The organism is Nonomuraea thailandensis, assembly GCF_024172165.1.
Classification (GTDB): Bacteria; Actinomycetota; Actinomycetes; order Streptosporangiales; family Streptosporangiaceae; genus Nonomuraea; species Nonomuraea thailandensis.
This window is the reverse complement of record NZ_JAMZEB010000002.1, coordinates 8,164,558-8,185,609: the sequence shown is the minus strand read 5'-3', so window position 1 is coordinate 8,185,609 and position 21,052 is coordinate 8,164,558. Positions and strand designations below refer to the sequence as shown.

Annotated in this window: 21 protein-coding genes, 1 tRNA gene and 2 riboswitches; of the genes, 8 read left to right on the top strand and 14 right to left on the bottom strand. The window is 72.6% G+C overall.

All coding sequences use genetic code 11. The features are described 5' to 3' along the window. The first annotated feature begins 29 nt into the window (after nt 1–29). The 3 genes from HD597_RS41310 (at nt 30) to HD597_RS41300 (ending at nt 2,984) form a co-directional block, all read left to right on the top strand. Nucleotides 30–1,787, top strand: a complete 1,758-nt coding sequence (locus HD597_RS41310) for a molybdopterin-dependent oxidoreductase (RefSeq protein ID WP_372513470.1) — start codon at nt 30–32, stop codon at nt 1,785–1,787. A gap of 124 nt (nt 1,788–1,911) precedes the next feature. Beyond that, a complete protein-coding gene (locus HD597_RS41305) occupies nt 1,912–2,718 on the top strand; it encodes a toxin glutamine deamidase domain-containing protein (protein WP_253750172.1) in 807 nt (268 codons plus the stop codon). After that, nucleotides 2,715–2,984, top strand: a complete 270-nt coding sequence (locus HD597_RS41300) for an SUKH-4 family immunity protein (RefSeq protein WP_253750169.1) — start codon at nt 2,715–2,717, stop codon at nt 2,982–2,984. The genes HD597_RS41305 and HD597_RS41300 overlap by 4 nt, the downstream gene beginning before the upstream one ends. A 215-nt stretch (nt 2,985–3,199) precedes the next feature. Here the strand turns inward: HD597_RS41300 and HD597_RS41295 are convergent, their stop codons facing one another. The 4 genes from HD597_RS41295 to HD597_RS41280 all read right to left on the bottom strand — a co-directional run bounded on the left by HD597_RS41295 (nt 3,200) and on the right by HD597_RS41280 (nt 8,368). Next, nucleotides 3,200–5,680 (bottom strand): ABC transporter permease, encoded by a 2,481-nt coding sequence (locus HD597_RS41295; RefSeq protein WP_253750166.1) that lies wholly within the window; start codon nt 5,678–5,680, stop codon nt 3,200–3,202. Between the two features lies 1 nt (nt 5,681). Continuing rightward, entirely contained in the window at nt 5,682–6,434 is a 753-nt protein-coding gene (locus HD597_RS41290) for an ABC transporter ATP-binding protein (RefSeq protein WP_253750163.1), read from the bottom strand. Between the two features lie 107 nt (nt 6,435–6,541). Continuing rightward, nucleotides 6,542–7,198 carry a response regulator transcription factor gene (locus tag HD597_RS41285; RefSeq protein ID WP_253750159.1) on the bottom strand — a complete coding sequence of 219 codons (657 nt, stop codon included), beginning with the start codon at nt 7,196–7,198 and terminating at the stop codon, nt 6,542–6,544. Then, complete coding sequence (locus tag HD597_RS41280; RefSeq protein ID WP_253750156.1) at nt 7,199–8,368, bottom strand: sensor histidine kinase; 1,170 nt, start codon at nt 8,366–8,368, stop codon at nt 7,199–7,201. It abuts the gene before it with no gap. Nucleotides 8,369–8,534: 166 nt separating this feature from the next. Between HD597_RS41280 and HD597_RS41275 the strand changes: the two genes are divergently transcribed. Continuing rightward, entirely contained in the window at nt 8,535–9,032 is a 498-nt protein-coding gene (locus HD597_RS41275; protein ID WP_253750153.1) for a hypothetical protein, read from the top strand. 6 nt (nt 9,033–9,038) lie between these two features. On the opposite strand, the gene HD597_RS41270 is transcribed toward HD597_RS41275, so the two are convergent. Both HD597_RS41270 and bcp read right to left on the bottom strand, forming a co-directional pair. Then, a tRNA-Leu gene (locus tag HD597_RS41270) sits at nt 9,039–9,121 on the bottom strand. A 118-nt stretch (nt 9,122–9,239) separates the two neighbouring features. Then, nucleotides 9,240–9,713 (bottom strand): thioredoxin-dependent thiol peroxidase, encoded by a 474-nt coding sequence (gene bcp, locus HD597_RS41265; RefSeq protein ID WP_253750150.1) that lies wholly within the window; start codon nt 9,711–9,713, stop codon nt 9,240–9,242. Between the two features lie 146 nt (nt 9,714–9,859). Here bcp and HD597_RS41260 point away from each other — a divergent pair, with 146 nt between their 5' ends. After that, nucleotides 9,860–10,192 carry a DUF3618 domain-containing protein gene (locus HD597_RS41260; RefSeq protein WP_253750146.1) on the top strand — a complete coding sequence of 111 codons (333 nt, stop codon included), beginning with the start codon at nt 9,860–9,862 and terminating at the stop codon, nt 10,190–10,192. A gap of 47 nt (nt 10,193–10,239) precedes the next feature. Here HD597_RS41260 and HD597_RS41255 read toward each other — a convergent pair whose 3' ends face one another. Next, the gene (locus tag HD597_RS41255; RefSeq protein WP_253750143.1) at nt 10,240–11,427 is read right to left on the bottom strand and encodes an amino acid deaminase/aldolase; all 1,188 of its coding nucleotides are present in this window, start codon (nt 11,425–11,427) and stop codon (nt 10,240–10,242) included. 137 nt (nt 11,428–11,564) lie between these two features. Between HD597_RS41255 and HD597_RS41250 the strand changes: the two genes are divergently transcribed. Then, complete coding sequence (locus tag HD597_RS41250; RefSeq protein WP_253750123.1) at nt 11,565–12,164, top strand: DUF6286 domain-containing protein; 600 nt, start codon at nt 11,565–11,567, stop codon at nt 12,162–12,164. Between the two features lie 108 nt (nt 12,165–12,272). Then, nucleotides 12,273–12,767, top strand: a complete 495-nt coding sequence (locus tag HD597_RS41245) for a hypothetical protein (RefSeq protein WP_253750120.1) — start codon at nt 12,273–12,275, stop codon at nt 12,765–12,767. Here HD597_RS41245 and HD597_RS41240 read toward each other — a convergent pair. Genes HD597_RS41240 through gcvT form a run of 3 tightly spaced genes read right to left on the bottom strand, consistent with a single transcriptional unit; the run spans nt 12,764 to nt 15,665 of the window. Beyond that, on the bottom strand, nt 12,764–14,140 hold the full coding sequence (locus HD597_RS41240; RefSeq protein WP_253750117.1) for an L-serine ammonia-lyase: 1,377 nt from the start codon (nt 14,138–14,140) through the stop codon (nt 12,764–12,766). The two genes, HD597_RS41245 and HD597_RS41240, sit on opposite strands and share 4 nt — an antisense overlap. 53 nt (nt 14,141–14,193) lie before the next feature. Then, complete coding sequence (gcvH, locus tag HD597_RS41235; protein WP_253750114.1) at nt 14,194–14,583, bottom strand: glycine cleavage system protein GcvH; 390 nt, start codon at nt 14,581–14,583, stop codon at nt 14,194–14,196. After that, nucleotides 14,580–15,665, bottom strand: coding sequence for a glycine cleavage system aminomethyltransferase GcvT (gene gcvT, locus HD597_RS41230; protein WP_253750111.1), 1,086 nt, complete (start codon nt 15,663–15,665; stop codon nt 14,580–14,582). The genes gcvH and gcvT overlap by 4 nt, the downstream gene beginning before the upstream one ends. A 34-nt stretch (nt 15,666–15,699) precedes the next feature. Beyond that, a riboswitch (glycine riboswitch) is annotated at nt 15,700–15,795 on the bottom strand. Further along, a riboswitch (glycine riboswitch) is annotated at nt 15,796–15,893 on the bottom strand. A 124-nt stretch (nt 15,894–16,017) separates the two neighbouring features. Here gcvT and HD597_RS41225 point away from each other — a divergent pair. Then, complete coding sequence (locus HD597_RS41225; RefSeq protein WP_253750108.1) at nt 16,018–16,812, top strand: hypothetical protein; 795 nt, start codon at nt 16,018–16,020, stop codon at nt 16,810–16,812. A gap of 25 nt (nt 16,813–16,837) precedes the next feature. Here the strand turns inward: HD597_RS41225 and HD597_RS41220 are convergent, their stop codons facing one another. From HD597_RS41220 to HD597_RS41205, 4 genes are read right to left on the bottom strand one after another with little or no spacing between them, the layout of a single operon-like run. Continuing rightward, the gene (locus HD597_RS41220; protein ID WP_253750106.1) at nt 16,838–17,524 is read right to left on the bottom strand and encodes a gamma-glutamyl-gamma-aminobutyrate hydrolase family protein; all 687 of its coding nucleotides are present in this window, start codon (nt 17,522–17,524) and stop codon (nt 16,838–16,840) included. A 9-nt stretch (nt 17,525–17,533) separates the two neighbouring features. After that, entirely contained in the window at nt 17,534–18,298 is a 765-nt protein-coding gene (locus HD597_RS41215) for a 3-oxoacyl-ACP reductase (RefSeq protein WP_253750103.1), read from the bottom strand. A gap of 8 nt (nt 18,299–18,306) precedes the next feature. Next, nucleotides 18,307–19,650: an aldehyde dehydrogenase family protein gene (locus tag HD597_RS41210; RefSeq protein WP_253750100.1), complete on the bottom strand. Its 1,344-nt coding sequence runs from the start codon at nt 19,648–19,650 to the stop codon at nt 18,307–18,309. Nucleotides 19,651–19,659: 9 nt separating this feature from the next. After that, nucleotides 19,660–21,030: a glutamine synthetase family protein gene (locus HD597_RS41205; RefSeq protein ID WP_253750079.1), complete on the bottom strand. Its 1,371-nt coding sequence runs from the start codon at nt 21,028–21,030 to the stop codon at nt 19,660–19,662. Between the last annotated feature and the right edge of the window lie 22 nt (nt 21,031–21,052).

Genomic DNA, 21,052 nt, shown 5'->3' with positions numbered 1-21,052 from the left:
GCTGCTCGGGGGGACGTAGCGTCGTTCTTGTGCAGAGGAACACGATGGTCCCCGCGTGGGCGGGGGCGCTGGCGGGATTGGTCTCCGGGGGCGTGGCCCTCGGGGTCGCACAGCTCGTCGCCGGGGTCGTCGGGCCCACGACGTTTCCCGTGGTGGCCGTCGGCGACGCGACCGTCGACCTGACGCCCGCCCCGGTCAAGGACTTCGCCATCAGGGCGTTCGGCGAGAACGACAAGGCCGTCCTGCTGGGCGGCGTGCTCGTGGTGCTGGCCGCCGTGGCCGCGCTCATCGGGCTGCTGTCGCGGCGCCGGCCCGCGGTCGGCCACCTCGGGTTCGTGCTGTTCGGGGTGATCGGCGTGCTGGCGGTGGTCACCCGGCCGGACGCCGGGGCCCTGGACGTGGTGCCGACCGTGGTGGGGGTGGCCGCCGGAGCCTGGGCGCTGGGCCTGCTGCTGCGCCGCGCGCAAGGCGCGCCCCACCCCGCAACGGCCCCTGCCATCGCTGCGCCCCGTCATGCCGCGCCTGGCGGCGCCGATCCGCGCGTGCCCGCCGCCGCTCCTGCCGGCGCCGGTGCCTCCGGCGTGCCGCGGCAGGACGGCGCTGCCGAAGGGCAGGAGGGCGGTGGAGGGCCGGAGGGCGAGGCCGGCGCCGGGGTGTCGCGGGGCGGCGGGGGCGCGGTGGAGCGGCCTGCGGTGATGCGTGCCGGCGGGCAGGTGCCGGCCTTCGACCGCAGGCGGCTGCTGACCGGCGTCGCCGGGGGTGTGGTGGTGGCCGGGGCGGGAGCGGTGCTGGGGCAGCAGCTCGGGGGGCGGCGGGCCGTGGACGCGGCGAGGGGCGGCGTGACGCTGCCCAGGGCGGCGACTCCGGCCAGGCCCGTCCCCGCAGGGGCGGACCTGCGGATCGGCGGGCTGTCGCCGTTCGTCACCCCGAACAAGGACTTCTACCGCGTGGACACTGCCCTCGTCGTCCCCCAGGTGGACCCGGCCGACTGGACGCTGCGCATCCACGGCATGGTCGACCGCCCCGTCGAGCTCACCTTCGCAGACCTGCTGAAGCTGCCGCTCACCGAGGCGGACGTCACGCTGACCTGCGTCTCCAACGAGGTCGGCGGCCCCTACGTGGGCAACGCCCGCTGGCTGGGCGCGCGGATGTCCGACGTGCTGCGCCGGGCCGGGCTGCGGGCCGACGCCGACATGCTGCTGTCCACCTCGGCCGACGGCTTCACCTGCGGCACCCCGGTGGACGTGGTGATGGACGGCCGCGACGCGCTGTTCGCGGTGGCGATGAACGGCGAGGTGCTCCCGGTCGACCACGGCTTCCCCGTGCGGCAGGTGGTGCCCGGCCTGTACGGATACGTCTCGGCCACCAAGTGGGTGGTGGACATCAAGGTGACCAGGTTCGACCGGGACCAGGCGTACTGGACCCCGCGTGGCTGGTCCGCCATGGGCCCGATCAAGACGCAGTCGCGCATCGACGTGCCGAAGCAGGGCGGCTCGCTGAAGGCGGGCCCTGCCACGATCGCCGGGGTGGCCTGGGCGCAGCACACCGGCGTGGACGCGGTGGAGGTGCGGGTGGACCGCGGGCAGTGGCGGGAGGCGAGGCTGGCCGAGGTGCCCGGGCCCGACACGTGGCGGCAGTGGGCGATCGACTGGGCCGCGACCCCCGGCGGGCACACGATCGAGGTGCGGGCGACCGACGCCTCCGGGCGTACCCAGACCGAGCAGCCCGCCCCGCCCGCGCCCGACGGCGCGAGCGGCTGGCACTCCGTCACCGTGCAGGTGGCCTGAGCCCTGGTTTGAGGCGTTTTCGCAGGTAACAGCCTTGGCGCGGACGGAGAATCTCCGCCGAGTTCGCCCCCTTGACACGGCGTCGCCTCTACGATCGTTCGTCGAGCATGACAGGAGGCAGGCCGTGTCCCACGAGCGCAAGCCGAGTGTCCGGTGGGCCCTTCAGGACGGGCACTACAACCCCGTGGTGGCCGAGGGCGTGCGGTGGCTCGACTACGAGCTGGCCGCCGACCCGGCGCGGGCCGGTGACATGCCCGACGCCGGCCGGGCGCTGGACGAGGGCCCGCGGCCCGGCGTGCCTGCCGCCGAGGAGGACTGGTTCGACGGGCCCCGGCGGCCGCCCAGGCTCGCCGACAGCCGCCCGTACGGGGTGCCCGGCGGGCTCGCCCAGCCGGACCCGCAGGTGGAGCGGGATCTCGCCGAGGCGCTGCGGCCCGGCTCCCGCTTCCCCGACCCGCGCGGCACCTGGGTGCGCCTGGTCAACGGCGGCGGCCCCGCCGACGACCCGTTCCGCTCGTCCAACGCCGCCGACTGCGCGCTGGCCGTGCTGTCCACCTGGCACGGCGAGCCCGCGACGGCCGCGCCGAGGCTGCCCGAGTACGACCGGATCGGCCGCCCTGTGCTGACCGGCGAGCAGGGGAGCGTGGCCAGGATCGAGCGGTGGGCGGGGCATCGCCTGCAGTACGCGGGTCAGGGCCGGCACGCCTACCCGCTGATCGCGCGGCGGCTGCTCGACGCCGGGCACGGCGCCGCGGCCGTCATCGTGGTGCGCTGGCCCGGCGGTGGCTCCCACGTCTGGAACGCGGTCAACTTCGACGGCGAGGTGATCTGGATCGACGCCCAGCGGGGGCACATGTCGGTCGAGCCGCCGTACCGGACCGTGACCGGGGTGTTCTGCGTGATACTCGATCGCCGGGGGCGGCCGCGATGAACCTGGAGGAGGCCAGGGCGCTGGCCGAGGAGTACTACAACGGGGTGCGGCCGGCCGCCGAGGCGCTGCCGGTGGGGGTGTTCGGGTTCGACGGCGGGTACGTGGCGTGGATCCGCGACCTGGAGCCCGACGATCCGGCCAGGTTGCCGGAGACGGCCGGGGGCGGCTGCGTCGTGATCGACCGGGCGACGGGCGAGGTGGTGGCCCGGCCCCTGCTCGACCCGGAGACCGTGGCCGAGCTGTGGCCCGGCCGCACACCGCGCTGACCGCTGGGGTTGCGGGCCCGGCCGCGCGCCCCGGGAGATCGTCGGAGCGGGGCCGGGCCGCGTGCTCCGCGGGCCGCCCGAGCGGGGTCTGGCCGAACGCCCCACCGGCGCGCCGCAGAGCAAGGCCGGGCGCCGCCCCCATAAGACGCCCGACCCACAGATACCCTCTATCCGGGTTTTTCGGATTTATTCGACTTCGGGGCGTCTGTCCGGAGTCACCCTGTGGCCAGGGAGCCCACGATCGAGGCCCGCGCGGCCCGGCGGGCGGGCAGCACCGCCGCCAGCACCCCCGCCAGCCCCGACAGCACCACGAACAGCGCGATCTGCGCCACCGGCGCCGAGAAGAGCGCCCCGCTCAGCATCGCCCGCATCGCGGCCCAGCCGAAGACGACCCCCAGCACCACCCCGACCAGCGCCCCGATCAGCCCGAGAACCAGCGCCTCGACCGACAACATGCGCCGGAGTTGCGGCCGGGTGAGGCCGAGCGCCCGCAACAGGGCGGACTCCCTGGTCCGTTCGTGGACGGAGAGCGAGAGCGTGTTCGCGATGCCCAGCAGCGAGATCAGGATCGCCAGCCCGAGCAGCCCGGTGATGATCATGAGCATCATGTCGAGGGTCTCGTCGAACTGCCCGCGCACCTCCGTCGAGCTGCTCACCTGCACGTTCGGGTACGGCTCCGCGGCGGCGTCCACGACCGCGCGGGCCCTGTCCGGGGACACGCCATCCGCGATGGTCACCATCACGCGCGAGTCGGGCACCGCCCCGAAGTAGGAGTCGAACGGCTGCTCCGCGACCGTGACGGGCGTCAGCGTCGACTCCGAGCTGTCGAGCAGCGCGACCACCTTCAGCGACACGGTGCCCGCGCGTTCGGTCCGCATCGAGACCGTGTCGCCGACCTCGGCGCCGAGCCGCTCGGCCGTGACGTCGTCCAGCGCCACCTGTCCCGGGCCGAAGTCGCGCATGGAGCCGGCGGAGACCTGCGGCTCCATGCCGCCGCTGAACGTGCCCGCGTCCACGCGCTTGCCGTCGACCGTCGTCCGGACCTCGCGGATCTGCGCCACCGAGGCCAGCTCCGGCCGGCCGCGCAGCTCCCCCGCCACGGACCTCGGGATGACGGAGTCGCGCTCCTGGCCGGCCAGCAGGTAGTCGACGGGGAACTGCTCGTCCAGCTTGGCCGTCATCGTCACCCTGGTGGACGCGGTGACCACCGTGATCAGCGTCATCAGCGTCACCCCGATCGTCAGCGCGACCGTGGTGGTGGCGGCCCGCTTCGGGTTGCGTCCCGAGTTGTCCACCGCCAGCCGGCCGGGCACCCCGAACAGCCGCCCCGGGACCCAGCCCACCAGCGCGCTCAGCGGCCTGACCAGCACCGGGCCCAGGATGAGCACCGCCAGGAAGGTCAGCGTGCCCCCGCCCATGACGGCGAAGAGCGCGGCCTCGCCGGGTTCGAGCGCGAACACGCCGAAGCCCGTCGTGCCCAGGCCCGCCACCAGGAACAGCGCCGCGAAGCCGGCGCGCACCAGGCCCGCGCGGAACGTCTGCTCCTCCGCCTGGCTGCGCAGCGCCGCGATCGGCGGCACTCGGGTGGCGGAGCGGGCGGGCAGCAGCGCCGCGCACACCGTGACGACCAGCCCCACGGCCAGGCCGATGGCGATCGTGGACGGGGTGAGCGAGACCGCCGCGTCCGTGGGCAGCGGGGCGTCGAGCGCGCCGAGGACGCTCAGCGTGAGCGCCGCCAGGCCGTACCCGATGAGCAGGCCCAGCGCGGAGGCCAGCGACCCCACGACGGCCGACTCCAGCACGATCGAGCCGAACACCTGCCCGCGCGTGGCCCCGATGCAGCGCAGCAGCGCCATCTCGCGCGTGCGCTGGGCGACGAGGATGTTGAAGGTGTTGTAGATGACCAGCGCCGCCACCATCATCGCCACGACGCCGAACAACAGCAGGCCCAGCGTGAACATCTGGGTCTCCACGCCGGCCGCGGCGGCCAGGTCGTCGGCCAGCTCGGCGCCGGTCTTGACGGTGTACGAGCCGCCGGCGGCCGCCGCGACGGCCTGCTTCGACACCGTGCCCGCCACGTCGATCTCGGCGTACCCCTTCGCGCCCGTCATGCGCTGGGCGACGGCGGGGGTGAAGCCGACCGCGCCGGTGTAGGTGAGCATCTGGTCAACGCCGGTGTCGATCAGGCCGACCAGCCTGAACCGGTGCGGTCGCCGCTCGTGGTCGAGCACCGTGATCGTGTCGCCGAGCCGGTAGCCCTGGGCCTTGGCGGTGTTCTCGTCCAGGACGGCGGCCCCGTCGTCGGTGCCGGGGCCGGTGCCTGAGACGACGTCGGTGCGGTCGAGCGGGCCGCGGACGATCGACAGGGCCGTGGTGGGGAGGTTGCCGGCGACCTTGCCCCGCTTGTCGAGGACGGGCGCGCTCGCCCTGATCAGCCCCTGCGCCTCGGTCACGCCGGGCAGCGCGCGCACGCGCTCCAGCACCTCCTCGGGGACCGTCTCGTCGTTCCCCGACGGCAGCACGGCCACGTCCACCTTGCCCGCGTCGGCCGTGACCCGCTGGGCGAAGCCGGCCTCGACGGTGTCGTTCAGCACGAACGTGCCCGCGATGAACCCCACCCCGAGCGTGATCGCCACCGCGGTGAGCAGCAGCCTGAGCCGGTGCGCGCGCAGCCCGGCCAGCGTGGTCCTGAGCACCTCACGCCTCCAGCCGGACGAGGGTGTCCAGCACGCTCTGCGGCGTCGGCGCGGCGAGCTCGGTGACCAGCTCGCCGTCACGCAGGAACACCACGCGGTCGGCGTACGAGGCCGCCACCGGGTCGTGCGTGACCATGACGATGGTCTGGCCCAGCTCGCGCACGGAGGTGCGCAGGAAGGACAGGACCTCGGCGCCGCTGCGGGAGTCGAGGTTACCCGTGGGCTCGTCGGCGAAGATCACCTGCGGCTTGCTGATGAGCGCCCTGGCCACGGCCACCCGCTGCTGCTGGCCGCCGGACAGCTCGGTCGGCCGGTGCGAGAGCCGGTCCCGCAGGCCGACCGTCTCGATCACCCGGTCGAAGAGCACCTGGTCGGCCTGGTTGCCGGCGATGTCGAGGGGCAGGCGGATGTTCTGCTCGGCGGTGAGCGTGGGCAGCAGGTTGAAGGCCTGGAAGATGAAGCCGATCCGCTCCCGGCGCAGCAGCGTGAGCTGCTTGTCGCTCAGCCCGGTCAGCTCCACGTCACCGATGTGCACCGTGCCAGACGTGGCGGCGTCGAGGCCGGCCAGGCAGTGCATGAGCGTGGACTTGCCGGAGCCCGACGGGCCCATGATGGCGGTGAACGCGCCGGTGGCGAAGGACACGTCCACCCCGCGCAGGGCGTGCACCAGGGTGTCGCCCTGGCCGTACACCTTGGTCAGATCGGTGGCCACCACGGCGGGCGGGGCCTGGCGCCGGGTCTCAGTGAGCGTCACTTTCACTCCTTGTCGTGATTTGCTGCCGCGACTCACGCTAGGAGTGGAAATCTCGAATCTTGTGGGCCTTGAGGAGGGACTTCGGCTGCGCCGGTGGATGACCCCTGTCAGCCTTTCGGCCGATGCGAGGGCACGACCAGCCCGGCCTCGTACGCGAAGACCACCACCTGAGCCCGGTCCCGCAGCCCCAGTTTGGCCAGCACCCGCCCCAGATGCGTCTTCACCGTCGCCTCCGCCACCTCCAGGCGCGCCGCGATCTCCATGTTCGACAGGCCGCGCGCCACCATGAGCAGCACCTCCCGCTCGCGGGGCGTCAGCTCGCCCGCCGCCGACGCCAGCGGGGCGTCGGTCGGGAGCTGCGCGGCGAAGCGGTCCAGCATCCGCCGCAGCGTGGTCGGCGAGACCACGGAGTCGCCCGCGTGCACCACCTTGATCGCGTTGACCAGGTCGGCCGGCGGCACGTCCTTCAGCAGGAACCCGGCCGCGCCCGCCTTGACCGCCGCGAAGGCGTACTCGTCGAGGTCGAACGTGGTCAGGATGAGCACCTTCGGGCCTTCGACGTGCCTGGTGGCCTCCACGCCGTCCATGCCGGGCATGCGGACGTCCATCAGCACCACGTCCACCTCGGTGGTCTTCAGGATCTCCAGCGCCGCGGCGCCGTCGCCCGCCTCGGCCACGACCTCGATGTCCGGCTGCGCGCCGAGCACCATCCGGAACCCGGCCCGCAACAGCTCCTGGTCGTCGACCAGCATCACCCGGATCATCTACGCCGCCTTCGCCATCGGCAACCTGGCCAGCACCTCGAAGCCGCCGCCCTGCCGGGGGCCCGCCGACACGGCGCCACCGTACATGCCGACGCGCTCGCGCATGCCGATCAGGCCGTGCCCGCCGGGGCTCGCCTGGGCCGCCGCGCCCCGGCCGTTGTCCGTCACGCGGACGACCAGCTCGGCGCCGAGGTAGTCGATCTCCACGGCGGCCTTCACCCCGGGGCCGCCGTGCTTGAGCGCGTTCGTCAGCGCCTCCTGCACGATGCGGTAGACCGTGAGCTGCTGGCCCTCGGGCAGCTCGGCCGGCGCGCCGCCGACCCGCAGGCTGGCCGGCACGGCGGAGCCGCTCACGAGCTCCTCGAGCTGGCCCAGGCCCGGCTGGGGCGTGTAGTCGGTGCTCGCGGCCTCGTTCTCGCGCAGGACGCCCACCAGCCTGCGCATCTCGGCGAGCGCGGCGCGGCCGGTCCTGGAGATGTTCCTGACGGCCAGGCGGGCCTGGTCGAGGTCGCTGTCCAGGGCGTAGCCGGCGCCGTCGGCCTGCACCACCATGACGCTGACGTTGTGGGCCACCACGTCGTGCAGCTCCCTGGCGATCCTGGCGCGCTCGGCCGCCGCCGCCATCCTGGCCTGCTGGTCGCGCTCGCGTTCGGCGCGCTCGGCGCGCTCCTCCAGGCCCTCCAGATAGCGCCGGCGCGTGTTGGCGTACAGGCCGGTCAGCCAGACCGTGACCACGAAGATCGAGCCGCTGAAGAACATCCCGAACGTCGCCAGCTCCCAGTTGAGCAGCGCCAGGAACACCCCCAGCTCCGCCGTCAGGCACGCGGCCAGCGCCCACCGGAACGAGCACTGGTAGGCCACCCCCCACAGCGCGACCAGCACCGCGATGTTGGCGGGCTGCAGATCGACCTGCGCCAGCCACTGCCCGAAACTGACCAGCGACACGAGGGCGAACGAGGTCAGCGGCCGGTCCCGCCACCACAGCGGCACGATCAACGCCGCCGCCAGCCCCAGGTAACCGGCCAGGTGCAGCGCGACGCTCGCGCCCGGCGGGGTCGCCGACGCGTACGGCGCCACCGTCAGGGCGCACAACAACGTCAGGGGGCCCACCCGGAGGACGCCCGCCAGCTTCGTGTGGCGCCTGGACCACGCCCGTACCCTGCCGAACACATCATCACGATATGTAGGCCCAGCGGGACATTGGTCCACCTGGAGGCGGAAGTAGGACTACGACCCAGGTCTTACATGGATTTGCTCTTACATGGGGCTTACGGTGGCTTTGGCATCCTCTATTACTGGGAGCGCCCCCTGTGGGGGCGAGTAAAGGGAGATCGTGATGGCGGATCATGATCGCGACGCCGGGTCGCGCGGCGAAGAGGAAGCGCCGCGCGACCCGACCCCGTCGTCGGAGCCGACCCAGGAGCTGCACGAGCCGGCCCCGCTCAAGTACGGCGAGCAGGCCGACCGGGCCTACACCTACATCCCGCCCACCCAGCCGGACCCCGCCTCATGGGAGCGCGAGCCGTCGCCCTTCGGCGACTTCCTGCGCCGCAGGCGGACCCAGGTCATGGGCGCCGGGATGGCTGGGCTCCTCGTCGGCGGCCTGCTCGGCGGCGTCACCGTGGCGGCCCTGAACGACGTCGCTCACGACCGGCACGAGATGTGGATGGAGGCTCCGGGCTGGGGGCACCATCGCGGCTGGGAGCCCAGGCTGCAGGGGCCGGGCTGTTACGCGGGTGAGGACCACGGCTACTGTGTGCTGCCGCCGCCTGCCGAGGTGCTGCCCGACGAGCCGGCGGAGCAGCTGGAACCGGAGCCTGCCTACCGGGGCTGACAGGTGTGCGGGCGGGGGGACTCGAACCCCCACAGTGTCTCCACCAACAGGACCTAAACCTGCCGCGTATGCCATTTCGCCACGCCCGCGCCTTTCCCGCCGCAGCGGGCCGGACACAAGTTTAGCGCTCCGCATGCGAGCCGGAAGCGTTTGCGCGCAGAGAAGACGATCGTCCGGGCCCTCCTGGGCGGAGGGCCCGAGCGGCGGTCAGGACAGGCCGAGCTTCTTCTTGAGCGAGGCCACGTGCCCGGTCGCCTTCACGTTGTAGAGCGCCTGCTCCACCTTCCCGTCGCCGTCGATGACGAACGTCGACCGGATCACCCCCACGACCTCCTTCCCGTACAGCTTCTTCGTGCCGTACGCCCCGTACGCCTGGTGCACCGCCAGGTCGGGGTCGGACAGCAGCGGGAAGGTCAGCGCGTCACGCTCGGCGAACTTGGCGAGCTTGGCCGGCTTGTCCTTCGACACGCCGAGGACGGCGAAACCCTCGGCCGTGAGCTGCGCGAGGTTGTCGCGGAAGTCGCAGGCCTGCTTGGTGCAGCCCGGAGTCATGGCGGCAGGGTAGAAATAGAGGATCACCCGCTTGCCGCGAAAGGTGTCGAGCGAGATGGTGCCGCCGTCGGCGGTGGGTAGCGTGAACTCCGGCGCGGCGTCGCCGGGCGTGAGTCTGGTCTCGGTCAATGGGCCCTCCTACGTTCTTCCCGCCAACCTACCGGCCCGGCCGTTGTGCCGTCCGACGCGCCGACCTGACAGACTGATCACGACCAGAACGGACGGAGCCCGCTCGGCACGCGGCGCGGGGCCCGCGTACGGTCGAAAGGAGAGCCATGGCTGACACCGATCCCGACGAGCTGGAGCGGCGGATCGCACGGACGCGCGCGGAGTTGGCGCACACGGTCGACGCCATTGCCGACCGGGTGAGCCCCAAGCGGGTCGCCGAGCGTACGGTGGCCGACGTCAAGAGCAGGGCCGGTCACTTCGTGGCGTCCGTGGGCGACGCGCTCGGGGTGACGCCGCGGCCGGTCGAGTTCGGCGACGACCCCGAGCGGGTCTGGGACGACGAGCGGCCGGAGCTGGGGCCGCTGCTGATCGGGGTCGGCGCGGTGCTGGTCGTGGGGGCGGCCGTCGTGCTGTGGCGCCGCCGGCGCAGGCGTCGCTAGAACGCCGGAGCCGCTGGAACGTCGGCGCTGCTGGAACGCCGGAGCCGCTAGAGGAACGTGCGGCCCTCGCCCCGGTAGGTCGGGACGGGCTCCACCACGGTGTCGCCGTCGACGAGGTGCAGCGCGTCGAAGTGCTCGCACAGCTCGCCCGCCTTGGCGTGCCTGAACCACACCCGGTCGCCGAGCCGCAGGTCCTCGGCCGCCTGGCCGAGCAGCGGCGTCTGCACCTCGCCCGCGCCCTCCTCGGGCGCGTAACGAAGCCCGGCCGGCAGGTACGGCTGGGGCGCGCGGGCCGGCCCCGGAGGCCCGGAGGCGAGGTAGCCGCCGCCGAGCACGGTCACCGTGCCCGGCCCTGGCCGCCGCACCACCGGCAGGGCGAACAGCGCGGCGGGGCGCCCGGTGAAGCGGCGGTAGAAGTCGAACAGCCGCGGGTGGAAGAAGCCCGAGCCGGCCGCCAGCTCCGTGACGGCCTTCTCGCGCGTGGTGAGCTCCACCGAGCCGGTGCCGCCGCCGTTGACGAACTCGAGGTCGGCGAACTGGCGCACGGCGTTCACGACTCGGCCGCGGCGCAGGATGAGCTCGCGGGCCGAGAGGGCCTGCATGAGCCGGATGAGGCGGGCGCGGGCGGCGTTCGAGGGCGGGGCGTCGCCGACGCCGGCGATCTGCGCCTCGTAGGCCAGCAGCCCCACCAGCCTGAACCCCGGCCGCTTGGCGATCTCGGCGGCCAGGTCGGCGGCCTCGTGCGGCTCGCGGACGGGGGAGCGCAGGGCGCCGGCCCTGCGGCCGAAGGCGACGTAGGCGGCGTCGAGGTCGAGGCAGAGCCGGAGCTCGGCACGCGGGCGGACATCGGCCACGGCCGCCTCGATGTAGTCGAGGTGGGCGGCCGAGTCGACGGTCACGGTGATGTGCCCGGCTGCGCGCGCGTCCCCCGCCAGGGCGGCCAGCGCGTGCCGGTCGGCCGTGGGGTAGGCCACGAGGATGTCGGTGATGCCGTTCGCGGCCAGCCAGAGCGCCTCGGGCAGCGTGTACGCCATGACGCCGCGGAAGCCGTCCATGGCCAGGACACGTTCGAGCAGGGCGCGGCTGCGGATGGACTTGCTGGCCACCCTGATGGGCTTGCCCGCGGCCCGGCGTACGAGGTCCGCCGCGTTGGCCCGCAGGGCGGCGAGGTCGACGACGGCGAACGGGGGTTCGAGGGCCGCTGTGGCGCGGTCGTAGCGCTGGCGGTCATCCATACCGGCAGCGTAACCGCATAACGGGCAAAATAACATGAGACTTGTTCGCGTTAGTCGCCGTCCCCGTAATGTTCGGGCAAATCGGCGGCGAGGACGCGGTTCAGGCCATGCGGGGTGCATGTACGTCTGTCGTTGTGATGACCACGCTTCAGCAGATTCTGCCCGGCGCCGTCGTCGCCCCGCGGGACACCGGGCTGCGCCGGGCGCGCAGGGTGCTCAGGCCGGCTCGCACCGTCCCTGGAGCCCTGGTCGCGCTCACGCTGGCCGCCGGGCTGGGGGCGACCGCGGCCGAGGTGGTGTCGGCGCTGCTCGGCGCGCCGCTCGGCTGGGTCCCGGTGAACGAGGTGGTCGAGCTCGCGGGCAGGACCACCTGGCCCGACACGGCCACCGCGGCCCTGGTCGCGGCGGGGGCCGGCACGCTCATGCTGCTGCTGGCGATCGTGCCGGGCCGCGCGGGGCTGGTGCCGGTGGAGACCTCCGACCCGCTGATCGTCATCGGCATCACCCGCTCGGGCCTGCGCCGCACGCTGTGCGCGGCGGCGCAGCAGGTGGCGGGCGTGGACCGGGCCCGCGTACGGCTGCGCCGGCGCACCATCGAGGTCACGGTCACGACCGGCGCGGAGAGCACCGGCCAGATGCTCAGGCAGGTCGGCACCGCCGTGGGCGACCGCCTGGCGGGCGTCGGCACGCTGGGCACGGGCGAGGTCGTGGTACGCCTGCGCAGGAGGGGCGCGTGAGCCCGCGCCGGCCGTCTTTCACCACGCCGGCCGGAAGGGGCCGCGCGAGTGCCACGCCGGCCGGAAGGGGCCGCGCGAGCACCACGCCGGCCGGGAGGGGGCTGTGTGATGCGTCAGTACGCGGGTAACCGCGCCGGCCTGGCCATCGTCGGGGCGACGCTGCTGGGGGCCGGAGGGTACGCGTGGCTACGCGGCCACGACCGCTTCTTCGACCTTCCGCCCACCGCCAAGGTCCTGCCCGGCCCGGCGCACCGCGCGCTGGCGCAGGACCCGTGGCCGCTGTGGTTCCTCGCGCTGGGCCTGCTGCTGCTGGCCCTGGTCGCGCTGCGCTGGCTGCTGGTCGGCCTGGGCTGGGGCCGCCGCGGCACCCACAACGGCACCGGCACGGCCATGCTGTTCGTCGGGCTCAAGGGCGTGGACGGGCTGAGCAGGACGGGGGTGCGGGTCGCCGAGGACGGCCTGCGCATCGGCCTGACCTGCCCGGCGGCGGCCGACGTGGGCGCGGTGGTGAGCAAGCTGGACCAGGACATCGTGGGCCGCGTCCGGCGTGAGGTCCGCGACGACGAGACCCCCACGGTGGTGCGGCTCCACGTGCGGCGCTAGCACTCGATGACGTTGACGGCGAGCCCGCCGCGCGAGGTCTCCTTGTACTTGTCGAGCATGTCCCGCCCGGTGTCCCGCATCGTCTTGATGGCCTTGTCCAGCGCCACGTAGTGCTTGCCGTCGCCGCGCAGCGCGATGCGGGCCGCCGTGATGGCCTTGTTGGAGGCCACGGCGTTGCGCTCGATGCACGGGATCTGGACGAGGCCGCCGATAGGGTCGCAGGTCAGGCCCAGGTTGTGCTCGATGCCGATCTCGGCGGCGTTCTCCACCTGCTCGGGCGTGCCCCCGAGCACCTCCGTGAGCGCGGCGGAGGCCATCGAGCAGGCCGAGCCCACCTCGCCCTGGCAGCCCACCTCGGCGCCCGAGATCGAGGCGTTCTCCTTGAACAGCACGCCGATCGCGCCGGCCGTCAGGAGGAAGCGGGCCACGCCGTCGTCGTCGGCGTGCGGGACGAAGCGGGTGTAGTAGGTCAGGACGGCCGGGATGATGCCGGCGGCGCCGTTGGTGGGGGCGGTGACGATGCGGCCGCCGGCGGCGTTCTCCTCGTTGACCGCCAGGGCGAACAGCGTGACCCAGTCCATGGCCTGCAACGGATCCTTCTCCGGCGGCTCGGACTGCAGGCGGCGGTGGAGCTGGTTGGCGCGGCGCTTGACCTTGAGCCCGCCCGGCAGCACGCCCTCCTTGGAGATGCCGCGGCGCACGCACTCGGACATGACCTGCCACAGGCGCAGCAGGCCCTGGCGGATCTCCTCCTCGGTGCGGCCGAACGCCTTCTCGTTCTCCAGCATCAGGGCGGAGATCGACAGGCCGGTGTTCGAGCAGTGCTTGAGCAGCTCCTCGCCGGTGGTGAAGGGGTAGGGCAGCACGGTGTCGTCGGGCTTGATGCGGTCGGCGCCGGTGGCCTTCTCGTCCACGACGAAGCCGCCGCCGACCGAGAAGTAGACCTTCTCCCTGAGCCGCTCGCCGGAGGCGTCGAAGGCGGTGAAGCGCATGCCGTTCGGGTGCTCGGGCAGGGAGATCTTGCGCTCGAAGACGAGGTGCTCGCCGACGACGAAGGGGATCTCGCGGGTGCCGTAGAGCTTGACGGTGCCCGACTCGCGCATCCCGGCGATGCGGGCGTCGACGGTGTCCACGTCCACCAGCTCGGGCTTCTCGCCGGACAGGCCGAGCAGGACCGCCTTGTCGCTGCCGTGGCCCTTGCCGGTCAGGCCGAGCGAGCCGTACAGGATGGCCTCCACGCGTGCCACGCGCTCCAGCAGGCCGTCCTCGTGCAGGCCGCGCACGAACTTGTGCGCCGCCGCCATCGGGCCGCCCGTGTGGGAGCTCGACGGGCCGATGCCGATCTTGAAGAGGTCGAAGACGCTGATCGCCATTGATGTGCGCCCTTCTCGAGAGGCCGGGGCCCGCGCGGGCCCCGGCGGTTACATCAGGACTCGCCCGAGGTGAGAGCGGTGTACTCCTCGGGCGACAGCAGGTCCTCGGGGTCGCCTGCCACGCGCACCTTGAACATCCAGCCCTCGCCGTACGGGTCGCTGTTGACCAGGCCCGGGTCGTCCACGACGGACTGGTTCACCTCGGTGACCTCGCCGCCCACCGGGGCGTAGATCTCGTTCACGGACTTGGTCGACTCCACCTCGCCGACGGAGTCGCCCTGCTCGACGGTCGTGCCGACCTCGGGAAGCTGCACGAAGACGACGTCACCAAGGGACTCGGCGGCGAAGGCCGTGACGCCGACCGTCACGGTGGCGCTGTCGTCCAGCCCGGCCACCCACTCGTGCTCCTTGGTGTAGCTCAGGTCGTCAGGGATGTTGCTCACTTGTTCCTCCTGTAAAAGGGCAGCTCAACCAGGTCCATAGGTTCATGGCTGCCCCGGATGTCCACGGCCAGGCCTGATTCGGCGCCGGTGTCCACGTAGGCCATCGCGATGGGCTTTCCCAGGGTCTGGGAGGGCGCACCGCTGGTGACCTCGCCGACGACGACGCCGTCCTTGGTGACCGGGTAACCGTGGCGCGGCACCCGGCGGGTCCGCGCCACCAGGCCGACGAGCCTGCGCCGCGGCGTGTCGTCCTTGACCGCCTCGAGCGCCGACCTGCCGACGAAGTCGCCCGGCTTGTCGAATTTCACCACCCTGCCCAGCCCCGCGTCGAACGGAGTGAGCTCGGCGCTCAGCTCGTTGCCGTACAGCGGCATGCCGGCCTCGAGCCGGAGCGTGTCGCGGCTGGACAGGCCCGCGGGCCTGAGCCCGTGCGGCTCGCCGGCCGCCGTGATCGCGTGCCAGAGCGGCACGGCGTCCTGGTTCGCCACGAACAGCTCGAACCCGTCCTCGCCGGTGTACCCGGTACGGGCGATCAGCGCCTGCCGGCCGTCCACCTGTCCGGGCAGGCCCGCGTAGTACTTGAGCCCGTCGAGGTCGGCGTCGGTGAGCGTGGCGAGGATCTCCTGGGCGCGCGGGCCCTGGACGGCGATCAGCGCGTACTGGTCCGAACGGTCATCCACCACCGCGTCGTACGACTTCGCGCGCTCCCGCAGCTCGCCGGCGACCTTCTGGTAGTTCGAGGCGTTGGCCACGACCATGAACTCCTCGTCACCGAGCCGGTAGACGATGAGGTCGTCGAGCACGCCGCCGCGCTCGTTCACGATCATGGTGTATCTGGCGCGGCCTGGCGTCAGCGCCGACAGGTGCCCGACCAGCGCGTAGTCCAGCGCCTGGCCCGCCTGCGGCCCGGTCAGGAAGATCTCGCCCATGTGCGAGAGGTCGAACAGCCCGGCCGCCTCGCGGACGGCCCGGTGCTCCGCGGACTCGCTGCCGTACCGGAGCGGCATGAGCCACCCGGCGAAGTCGGTGAGGGTGGCGCCGAGGCTCTCGTGAACGTCGCGTAGCGGTGTCGGTCGGGACATTTGTCGCACCTCGGGACAGGAGTGGATGCCAGCATCCTCCCCCTCTGTCATCGATGCCTGAGAGCTTCGCCCGACTTTTGCCGGACTTTCACCTTCGGCGAGGCCCACGGGCCTGCTTTCCAGAGGACACCTCGTCCGCGCGGTCCTTTTCCTTGAGAGGTTCGCGGGGAGGGCTTGCTCCTTCAGGGACCCTGACCGGCTGCCAGGGTGCTCTCCCGCGCGGTTTCGACGGTGATGTCCGTCAGCCTAGTGCCGTTACGGGGCTGTTGTCGCGTCCCGGGCCGTACGTGAACCACGGGGGGAGCGATCACGTCTTGAAGGTATGCGTCCGTTACTGGGGATCCTGGCTCTGATGACCGTGGCGTCCTGCGGTGCGCAGCCGTCCGCGCCGGCCCGCTACACGGCGAGCATGACCGTGCTCGAAGGCGGCGGGCACGGGCCGCAGCTCTGCAACGTCGTGATGGAGTCGAACCCGCCGCAGTGCGAGGGGCCCGACGTGGTGGGCCTGGACTGGGGCAAGGTGGCGCACGAGTCGCTGAACGGGGTGAAGTGGGGCCGGTACCGGCTGGTCGGCACCTGGGACGGCACGCGGCTGACCCTGACGGAGCCGCCGGGCGAGCCCGTCGAGGAGCCGGACAAGGGCGACCGCTTCGCCAGCCCCTGCCCGGAGCCCGAGGGCGGCTGGCGGCCCGCCGATCCGGCCAGGGCGACGGAGCAGACCATGAAGGACGCGCTCGCACGGGCCAGGTCGGCCCAGGACTACGCGGGCTCCTGGCTCGACCGGTTCACCCCGGAGCCGGAGCATCCCGAGGAACAGATGGAGATGGACGCGCACAACTACGTGCTCAACCTGCGCTTCACCGGCGACCTGGCGGCGCGGGAGAGCTGGATCCGCGAGGTGTGGGGCGGCGCGCTGTGCCTGAGCGGCGCCGAGCGTACGGAGGCCGAGCTACGGGCCGTCCAGCGGGATCTGGAGGACGAGCTGGGCAAGCAGGGCGCGGAGATCATCTCTGTCGGGGCCGACGAGCTCGCCAACCTGGTGCGGGTCTCGGCGTGGGTGGCCACCGACGAGCTGAGGCAGCGGCTGGAGGACGAGCACGGGGCCGACGTCATCTCCCTGGAGGGGGTGCTCAAGCCGGTCGGGTGACCCCCGACCGGCTTGGGCGTCGTGCTCAGCAGGCCTGGACGAGCGCCTCGAACAGCGCGTGGTCCTCGCCCGCCTCCGGATGCCACTGCACGGCCATGGTGAACGCCCCGGAGGACTCCACGGCCTCGATCGTGCCGTCCTCGGTGGTGGCGGTGACCGTCAGGCCGGGGGCGAGCCGGTCCACGGACTGGTGGTGGTAGTGCGGCACCGGCACCGGCTCCTCGCCCAGCACCTTGGCCAGGCCGGTGCCGGGGACCGGGGTGACGGGCAGGTGCCCGAAGACGCCGGGCCCCGGGCAGTGCTCCGTGTGGCCGACCACGTCGGGCAGGTGCTGGTGCAGGCTGCCGCCGAGGGCCACGTTGAGCACCTGGAGGCCGCGGCAGACGCCGAGGAAGGGCAGCCCGGCGTCGAGGGCCGCCCCGAGCAGGGCGAACTCCGCCTCGTCCCGGAACCTCCTGACGTAGCCGCTGCGTTCGTGCGGCCGCGCGCCGTACCGCGCCGGATCGATGTCGCCGCCCCCGGCCAGGACCAGCCCGTCCAGGCGGCGTACCAGCCCGGCCGGCTCGCCGGCCGGCGGCAGCAGGACCGGCTGGCCGCCCGCCCGCACGACCTGCTCCACGTACGTGTACGGCAGCAGCGCGGCGCGGGTGTCCTGCCAGACCGTGAACGAGGCGGTCTCGGCGTAACACGTGATGCCGATGACGGGACCCATGACCATCACCTACAGCGGCGTGACGTAGGCGCCGGAGATGCCGCCGTCCACCAGGAACTCGCTGGCCGTGATGAACGAGGCGTCGTCGCTGGCCAGGAACGCCACCGCGGCCGCGATCTCCGAAGCCTCGGCGAAGCGGCCCACGGGCACGTGCACCAGCCGCCGCTGCGCCCGCTCCGGATCCTTGGCGAACAGCTCCTGCAGCAGCGGCGTGTTCACGGGGCCGGGGCACAGCGCGTTGACCCGGATGCCCTCCCTGGCGAACTGCACGCCCAGCTCCCGCGACATCGCCAGCACCCCGCCCTTCGAGGCGGTGTAGGAGATCTGCGAGGTCGCCGACCCCATCACGGCCACGAACGACGCGGTGTTGATGATCGAGCCCTTGCCCTGGCGGCGCATGTACGGGATGACGTGCTTGCAGCACAGGTAGACGCTGGTCAGGTTCACCTCCTGGACGCGGCGCCAGGCGTCGAGGCCGGTCTCCAGGATCGAGTCGTCGTCGGGCGGCGAGATGCCGGCGTTGTTGAAGGCCACGTCCACGCTGCCGTAGGTGTCGAAGGCCGTCCGGAACATCCTGACGACGTCGTCCTCGCTGGTCACGTCGGCCTTGACGAACAGGCCGCCCACCTCGGCCGCGGCCTTGACGCCGGCCTCCTCGTCGACGTCCGCGCAGACCACCCTGGCGCCCTCGTCGGCCAGGCGGCGGGCCGTGGCCAGCCCGATGCCGCTGCCCGCGCCGGTGATGACCGCCACCCGATCCTGCAACCGCTGCATGTGTGCACTCACTCCGTTGAGATGAAGACGTTCTTGGTCTCGGTGAACGCCGCCAGCGCGTCAGGGCCGAGCTCCCTGCCGAGGCCGGACTGCTTGAAGCCGCCGAACGGGGTCCAGTAGCGGACCGAGGAGTGGGAGTTCACCGACAGGGCGCCCGACTCGACGGCCCTGGCCACGCGCAGCGCCCGCCCGACGTCGCGGGTCCAGATGGAGCCGCTCAGGCCGTAGGGGGTGTCGTTGGCGATCCGTACGGCCTGCGCCTCGTCCTCGAACCTGACCACCGACACCACGGGCCCGAAGATCTCCTCGGTGAACGCCCGGTCGGTGACCTCGGGGGTCAGGACGGTCGGCGGGAACCAGTAGCCCTTGCCCTGCGGGCAGGAGCCTTGCAGGTAGGGAGCGCCGTCGACGAAGCCGCGGACGCGTTCGAGGTGCTCGGCGCTGATCAGGGGGCCCATCTCGGTGGCCTCGTCGAGGGGGTCGCCGACCACCACGCCGCGCACGGCCTCGCTCAGGCGCTCCATGAACGCGTCGTACACGCTCGCCTGGACCAGGATCCTGGATCGGGCGCAGCAGTCCTGCCCCGCGTTGTCGAACACGGCGTAGGGCGCTGTCCGCGCCGCCTTGTCCAGGTCGGCGTCGGCGAAGACGATGTTCGCGGACTTGCCACCCAGCTCCAGGGTGACCCGCTTGACCTGCGCCGCCGCCTTGGCGGCGATCTCCTTGCCCACCTCGGTCGAGCCGGTGAACACGATCTTGGCCACGCCGGGATGCTCCACCAGGCGGGCCCCCGCGACCTCCCCTGCTCCAGGCAGGACCTGGAGCACCCCCTCGGGGAGGCCCGCCGCCAGGGCCAGCTCTGCCAGCCTCAGCGCGGTCAGCGGAGTCCACTCGGCGGGCTTCACGATCACCGTGTTACCCGCCGCGAGAGCCGGGGCCACGCCCCACATCATGATCACCATGGGGAAGTTCCACGGCACGATGATCCCGACGACGCCCAGCGGCTCCTGGAAGGTGAGGTCCACGCCGCCCGGCACCGGGATCTGCTTGCCGTGGTTCCGCTCGGGCGCGCCGGCGTAGAAGTGCAGCACGTCGCGGACGTTGCCGGCCTCCCACCGGGCGTTGCCGATGGTGTGCCCGGCGTTCGTCAGCTCCAGCCGCGCCAGCTCCTCCCCGTGCTCGTCCACCAGGCCGGCGAACCTGCGCAGCAGCCGCGCCCGGTCGCCCGGCGCCACCTCGCGCCAGGCCGCCTGCGCCTTCCTGGCACGCTCCACGGCCCGGTCGACCTCGGCCGCGCCGGCGAGCTCGACGTCGGCGACGACTTCCTCCGTCGCCGGGTTGACGATCTTCATGCGCTCCCGTCACATCCGTTCGAAACCACGGAACAGCTCCCAATCCGTCACCGCCGCGTCGAACGCGGCCAGCTCCACCCGCGCGTTGTTCGCGTAGTGCTCCACCACGTCCTCGCCGAACGTCTCGCGTGCCAGCTTCGACCCCTCGAACAGCGCCAGCGCGTCGCGCAGCGTGTGCGGGACGGTCTCGGCGCCGGAGTCGTAGGCGTTGCCGTCGTACGGGTCCTCCAGCGGCAGCTCGGCGTCGATGCCGTGCAGCCCGGCCGCGACCAGCGCCGACACCGCCAGGTACGGGTTCACGTCGCCGCCCGGCACCCGGTTCTCCACCCTCAGCGAGCTCCCGTGGCCGACGAGCCGCAGCGAGCAGGTGCGGTTGTCCACGCCCCACTTGACGGCCGTGGGGGCGAAGCTGCCCGGCACGTACCGCTTGTAGGAGTTGATGTTGGGGGCGTACAGGAGGGTCAGCTCCCGCATGCAGGCGAGCTGGCCCGCGACAAAGCGGGCCCCTAGCGGCGAGAGCCCGTACGGCCCCTCGCCCGCCATCACCGGATCCCCGTCGACGCTCCGCAGGGAGACGTGGATGTGGCAGGAGTTGCCCTCGCGCTGGTTCGGCTTGGCCATGAACGTGATCGACCTGCCCTCCTGGGCGGCGATCTCCTTGGCGCCGGTCTTGTAGATCACGTGGTTGTCGCAGGTGCGCAGCGCCTCGTCGTAGCGGAAGGCGATCTCGTGCTGGCCCAGGTTGCACTCGCCCTTGGCGGACTCGACGTAGAGGCCGGCGCCCTCCATCCCGCGCCTGATGCGCCGCAGCAGCGGTTCGACGCGGGCGGTGCCCAGCAGGGAGTAGTCGACGTTGTAGAGGTTCGCGGGGGTCAGGTCGCGGTACGCGCGCCGCCAGGCGTCCTCGTAGCTGTCGTCGTAGACGACGAACTCCAGCTCCGTGCCGACGTACGCGGCCAGCCCCCGGTCGGCGAGCCGGGCGAGCTGCCTGCGCAGCACCTGGCGCGGGGAGGCGGTCACGTCGCCGCCCTCCTCCCAGGCCAGGTCGGCCATCACCATCGCGGTCCCCTCGTGCCACGGCACCCGGCGCAGCGTGCCGAGGTCCGGCTTCATCACGAAGTCGCCGTACCCGCGATCCCAGGACGACATCGCGTAACCCGGGACGGTGTTCATGTCGACGTCCACCGCCAGCAGGTAGTTGCAGCCCTCGGAGCCGTGGTGCAGCACCTCGTCGAGAAAGTAGCGCGCCGACAGCCTCTTGCCCTGCAACCTGCCCTGCATGTCGGCGATCGCCAGGAGCACGGTGTCGATGCGGCCCGCCGCCACCTCGTCGCGCAGCTCGGCGACGGAAAGGAACCCGGTGCTCGCTCGATCGTCCACGCTGCGCAGCTCCGATCTGGCC

What these genes read in the sequence shown, in the direction of transcription:
- HD597_RS41210 (WP_253750100.1), bottom strand. Translation starts at nt 19,650, where the DNA reads ATGAAGATCGTCAACCCGGCGACGGAGGAAGTCGTCGCCGACGTCGAG.
- HD597_RS41215 (WP_253750103.1), bottom strand. Translation starts at nt 18,298, where the DNA reads ATGCAGCGGTTGCAGGATCGGGTGGCGGTCATCACCGGCGCGGGCAGC.
- HD597_RS41285 (WP_253750159.1), bottom strand. Translation starts at nt 7,198, where the DNA reads ATGATCCGGGTGATGCTGGTCGACGACCAGGAGCTGTTGCGGGCCGGG.
- HD597_RS41245 (WP_253750120.1), top strand. Translation starts at nt 12,273, where the DNA reads ATGCGTCAGTACGCGGGTAACCGCGCCGGCCTGGCCATCGTCGGGGCG.
- HD597_RS41300 (WP_253750169.1), top strand. Translation starts at nt 2,715, where the DNA reads ATGAACCTGGAGGAGGCCAGGGCGCTGGCCGAGGAGTACTACAACGGG.
- HD597_RS41255 (WP_253750143.1), bottom strand. Translation starts at nt 11,427, where the DNA reads ATGGATGACCGCCAGCGCTACGACCGCGCCACAGCGGCCCTCGAACCC.
- gcvT (WP_253750111.1), bottom strand. Translation starts at nt 15,665, where the DNA reads ATGTCCCGACCGACACCGCTACGCGACGTTCACGAGAGCCTCGGCGCC.
- HD597_RS41220 (WP_253750106.1), bottom strand. Translation starts at nt 17,524, where the DNA reads ATGGGTCCCGTCATCGGCATCACGTGTTACGCCGAGACCGCCTCGTTC.
- HD597_RS41275 (WP_253750153.1), top strand. Translation starts at nt 8,535, where the DNA reads ATGGCGGATCATGATCGCGACGCCGGGTCGCGCGGCGAAGAGGAAGCG.
- HD597_RS41225 (WP_253750108.1), top strand. Translation starts at nt 16,018, where the DNA reads ATGACCGTGGCGTCCTGCGGTGCGCAGCCGTCCGCGCCGGCCCGCTAC.
- HD597_RS41260 (WP_253750146.1), top strand. Translation starts at nt 9,860, where the DNA reads ATGGCTGACACCGATCCCGACGAGCTGGAGCGGCGGATCGCACGGACG.
- HD597_RS41250 (WP_253750123.1), top strand. Translation starts at nt 11,565, where the DNA reads ATGACCACGCTTCAGCAGATTCTGCCCGGCGCCGTCGTCGCCCCGCGG.
- HD597_RS41240 (WP_253750117.1), bottom strand. Translation starts at nt 14,140, where the DNA reads ATGGCGATCAGCGTCTTCGACCTCTTCAAGATCGGCATCGGCCCGTCG.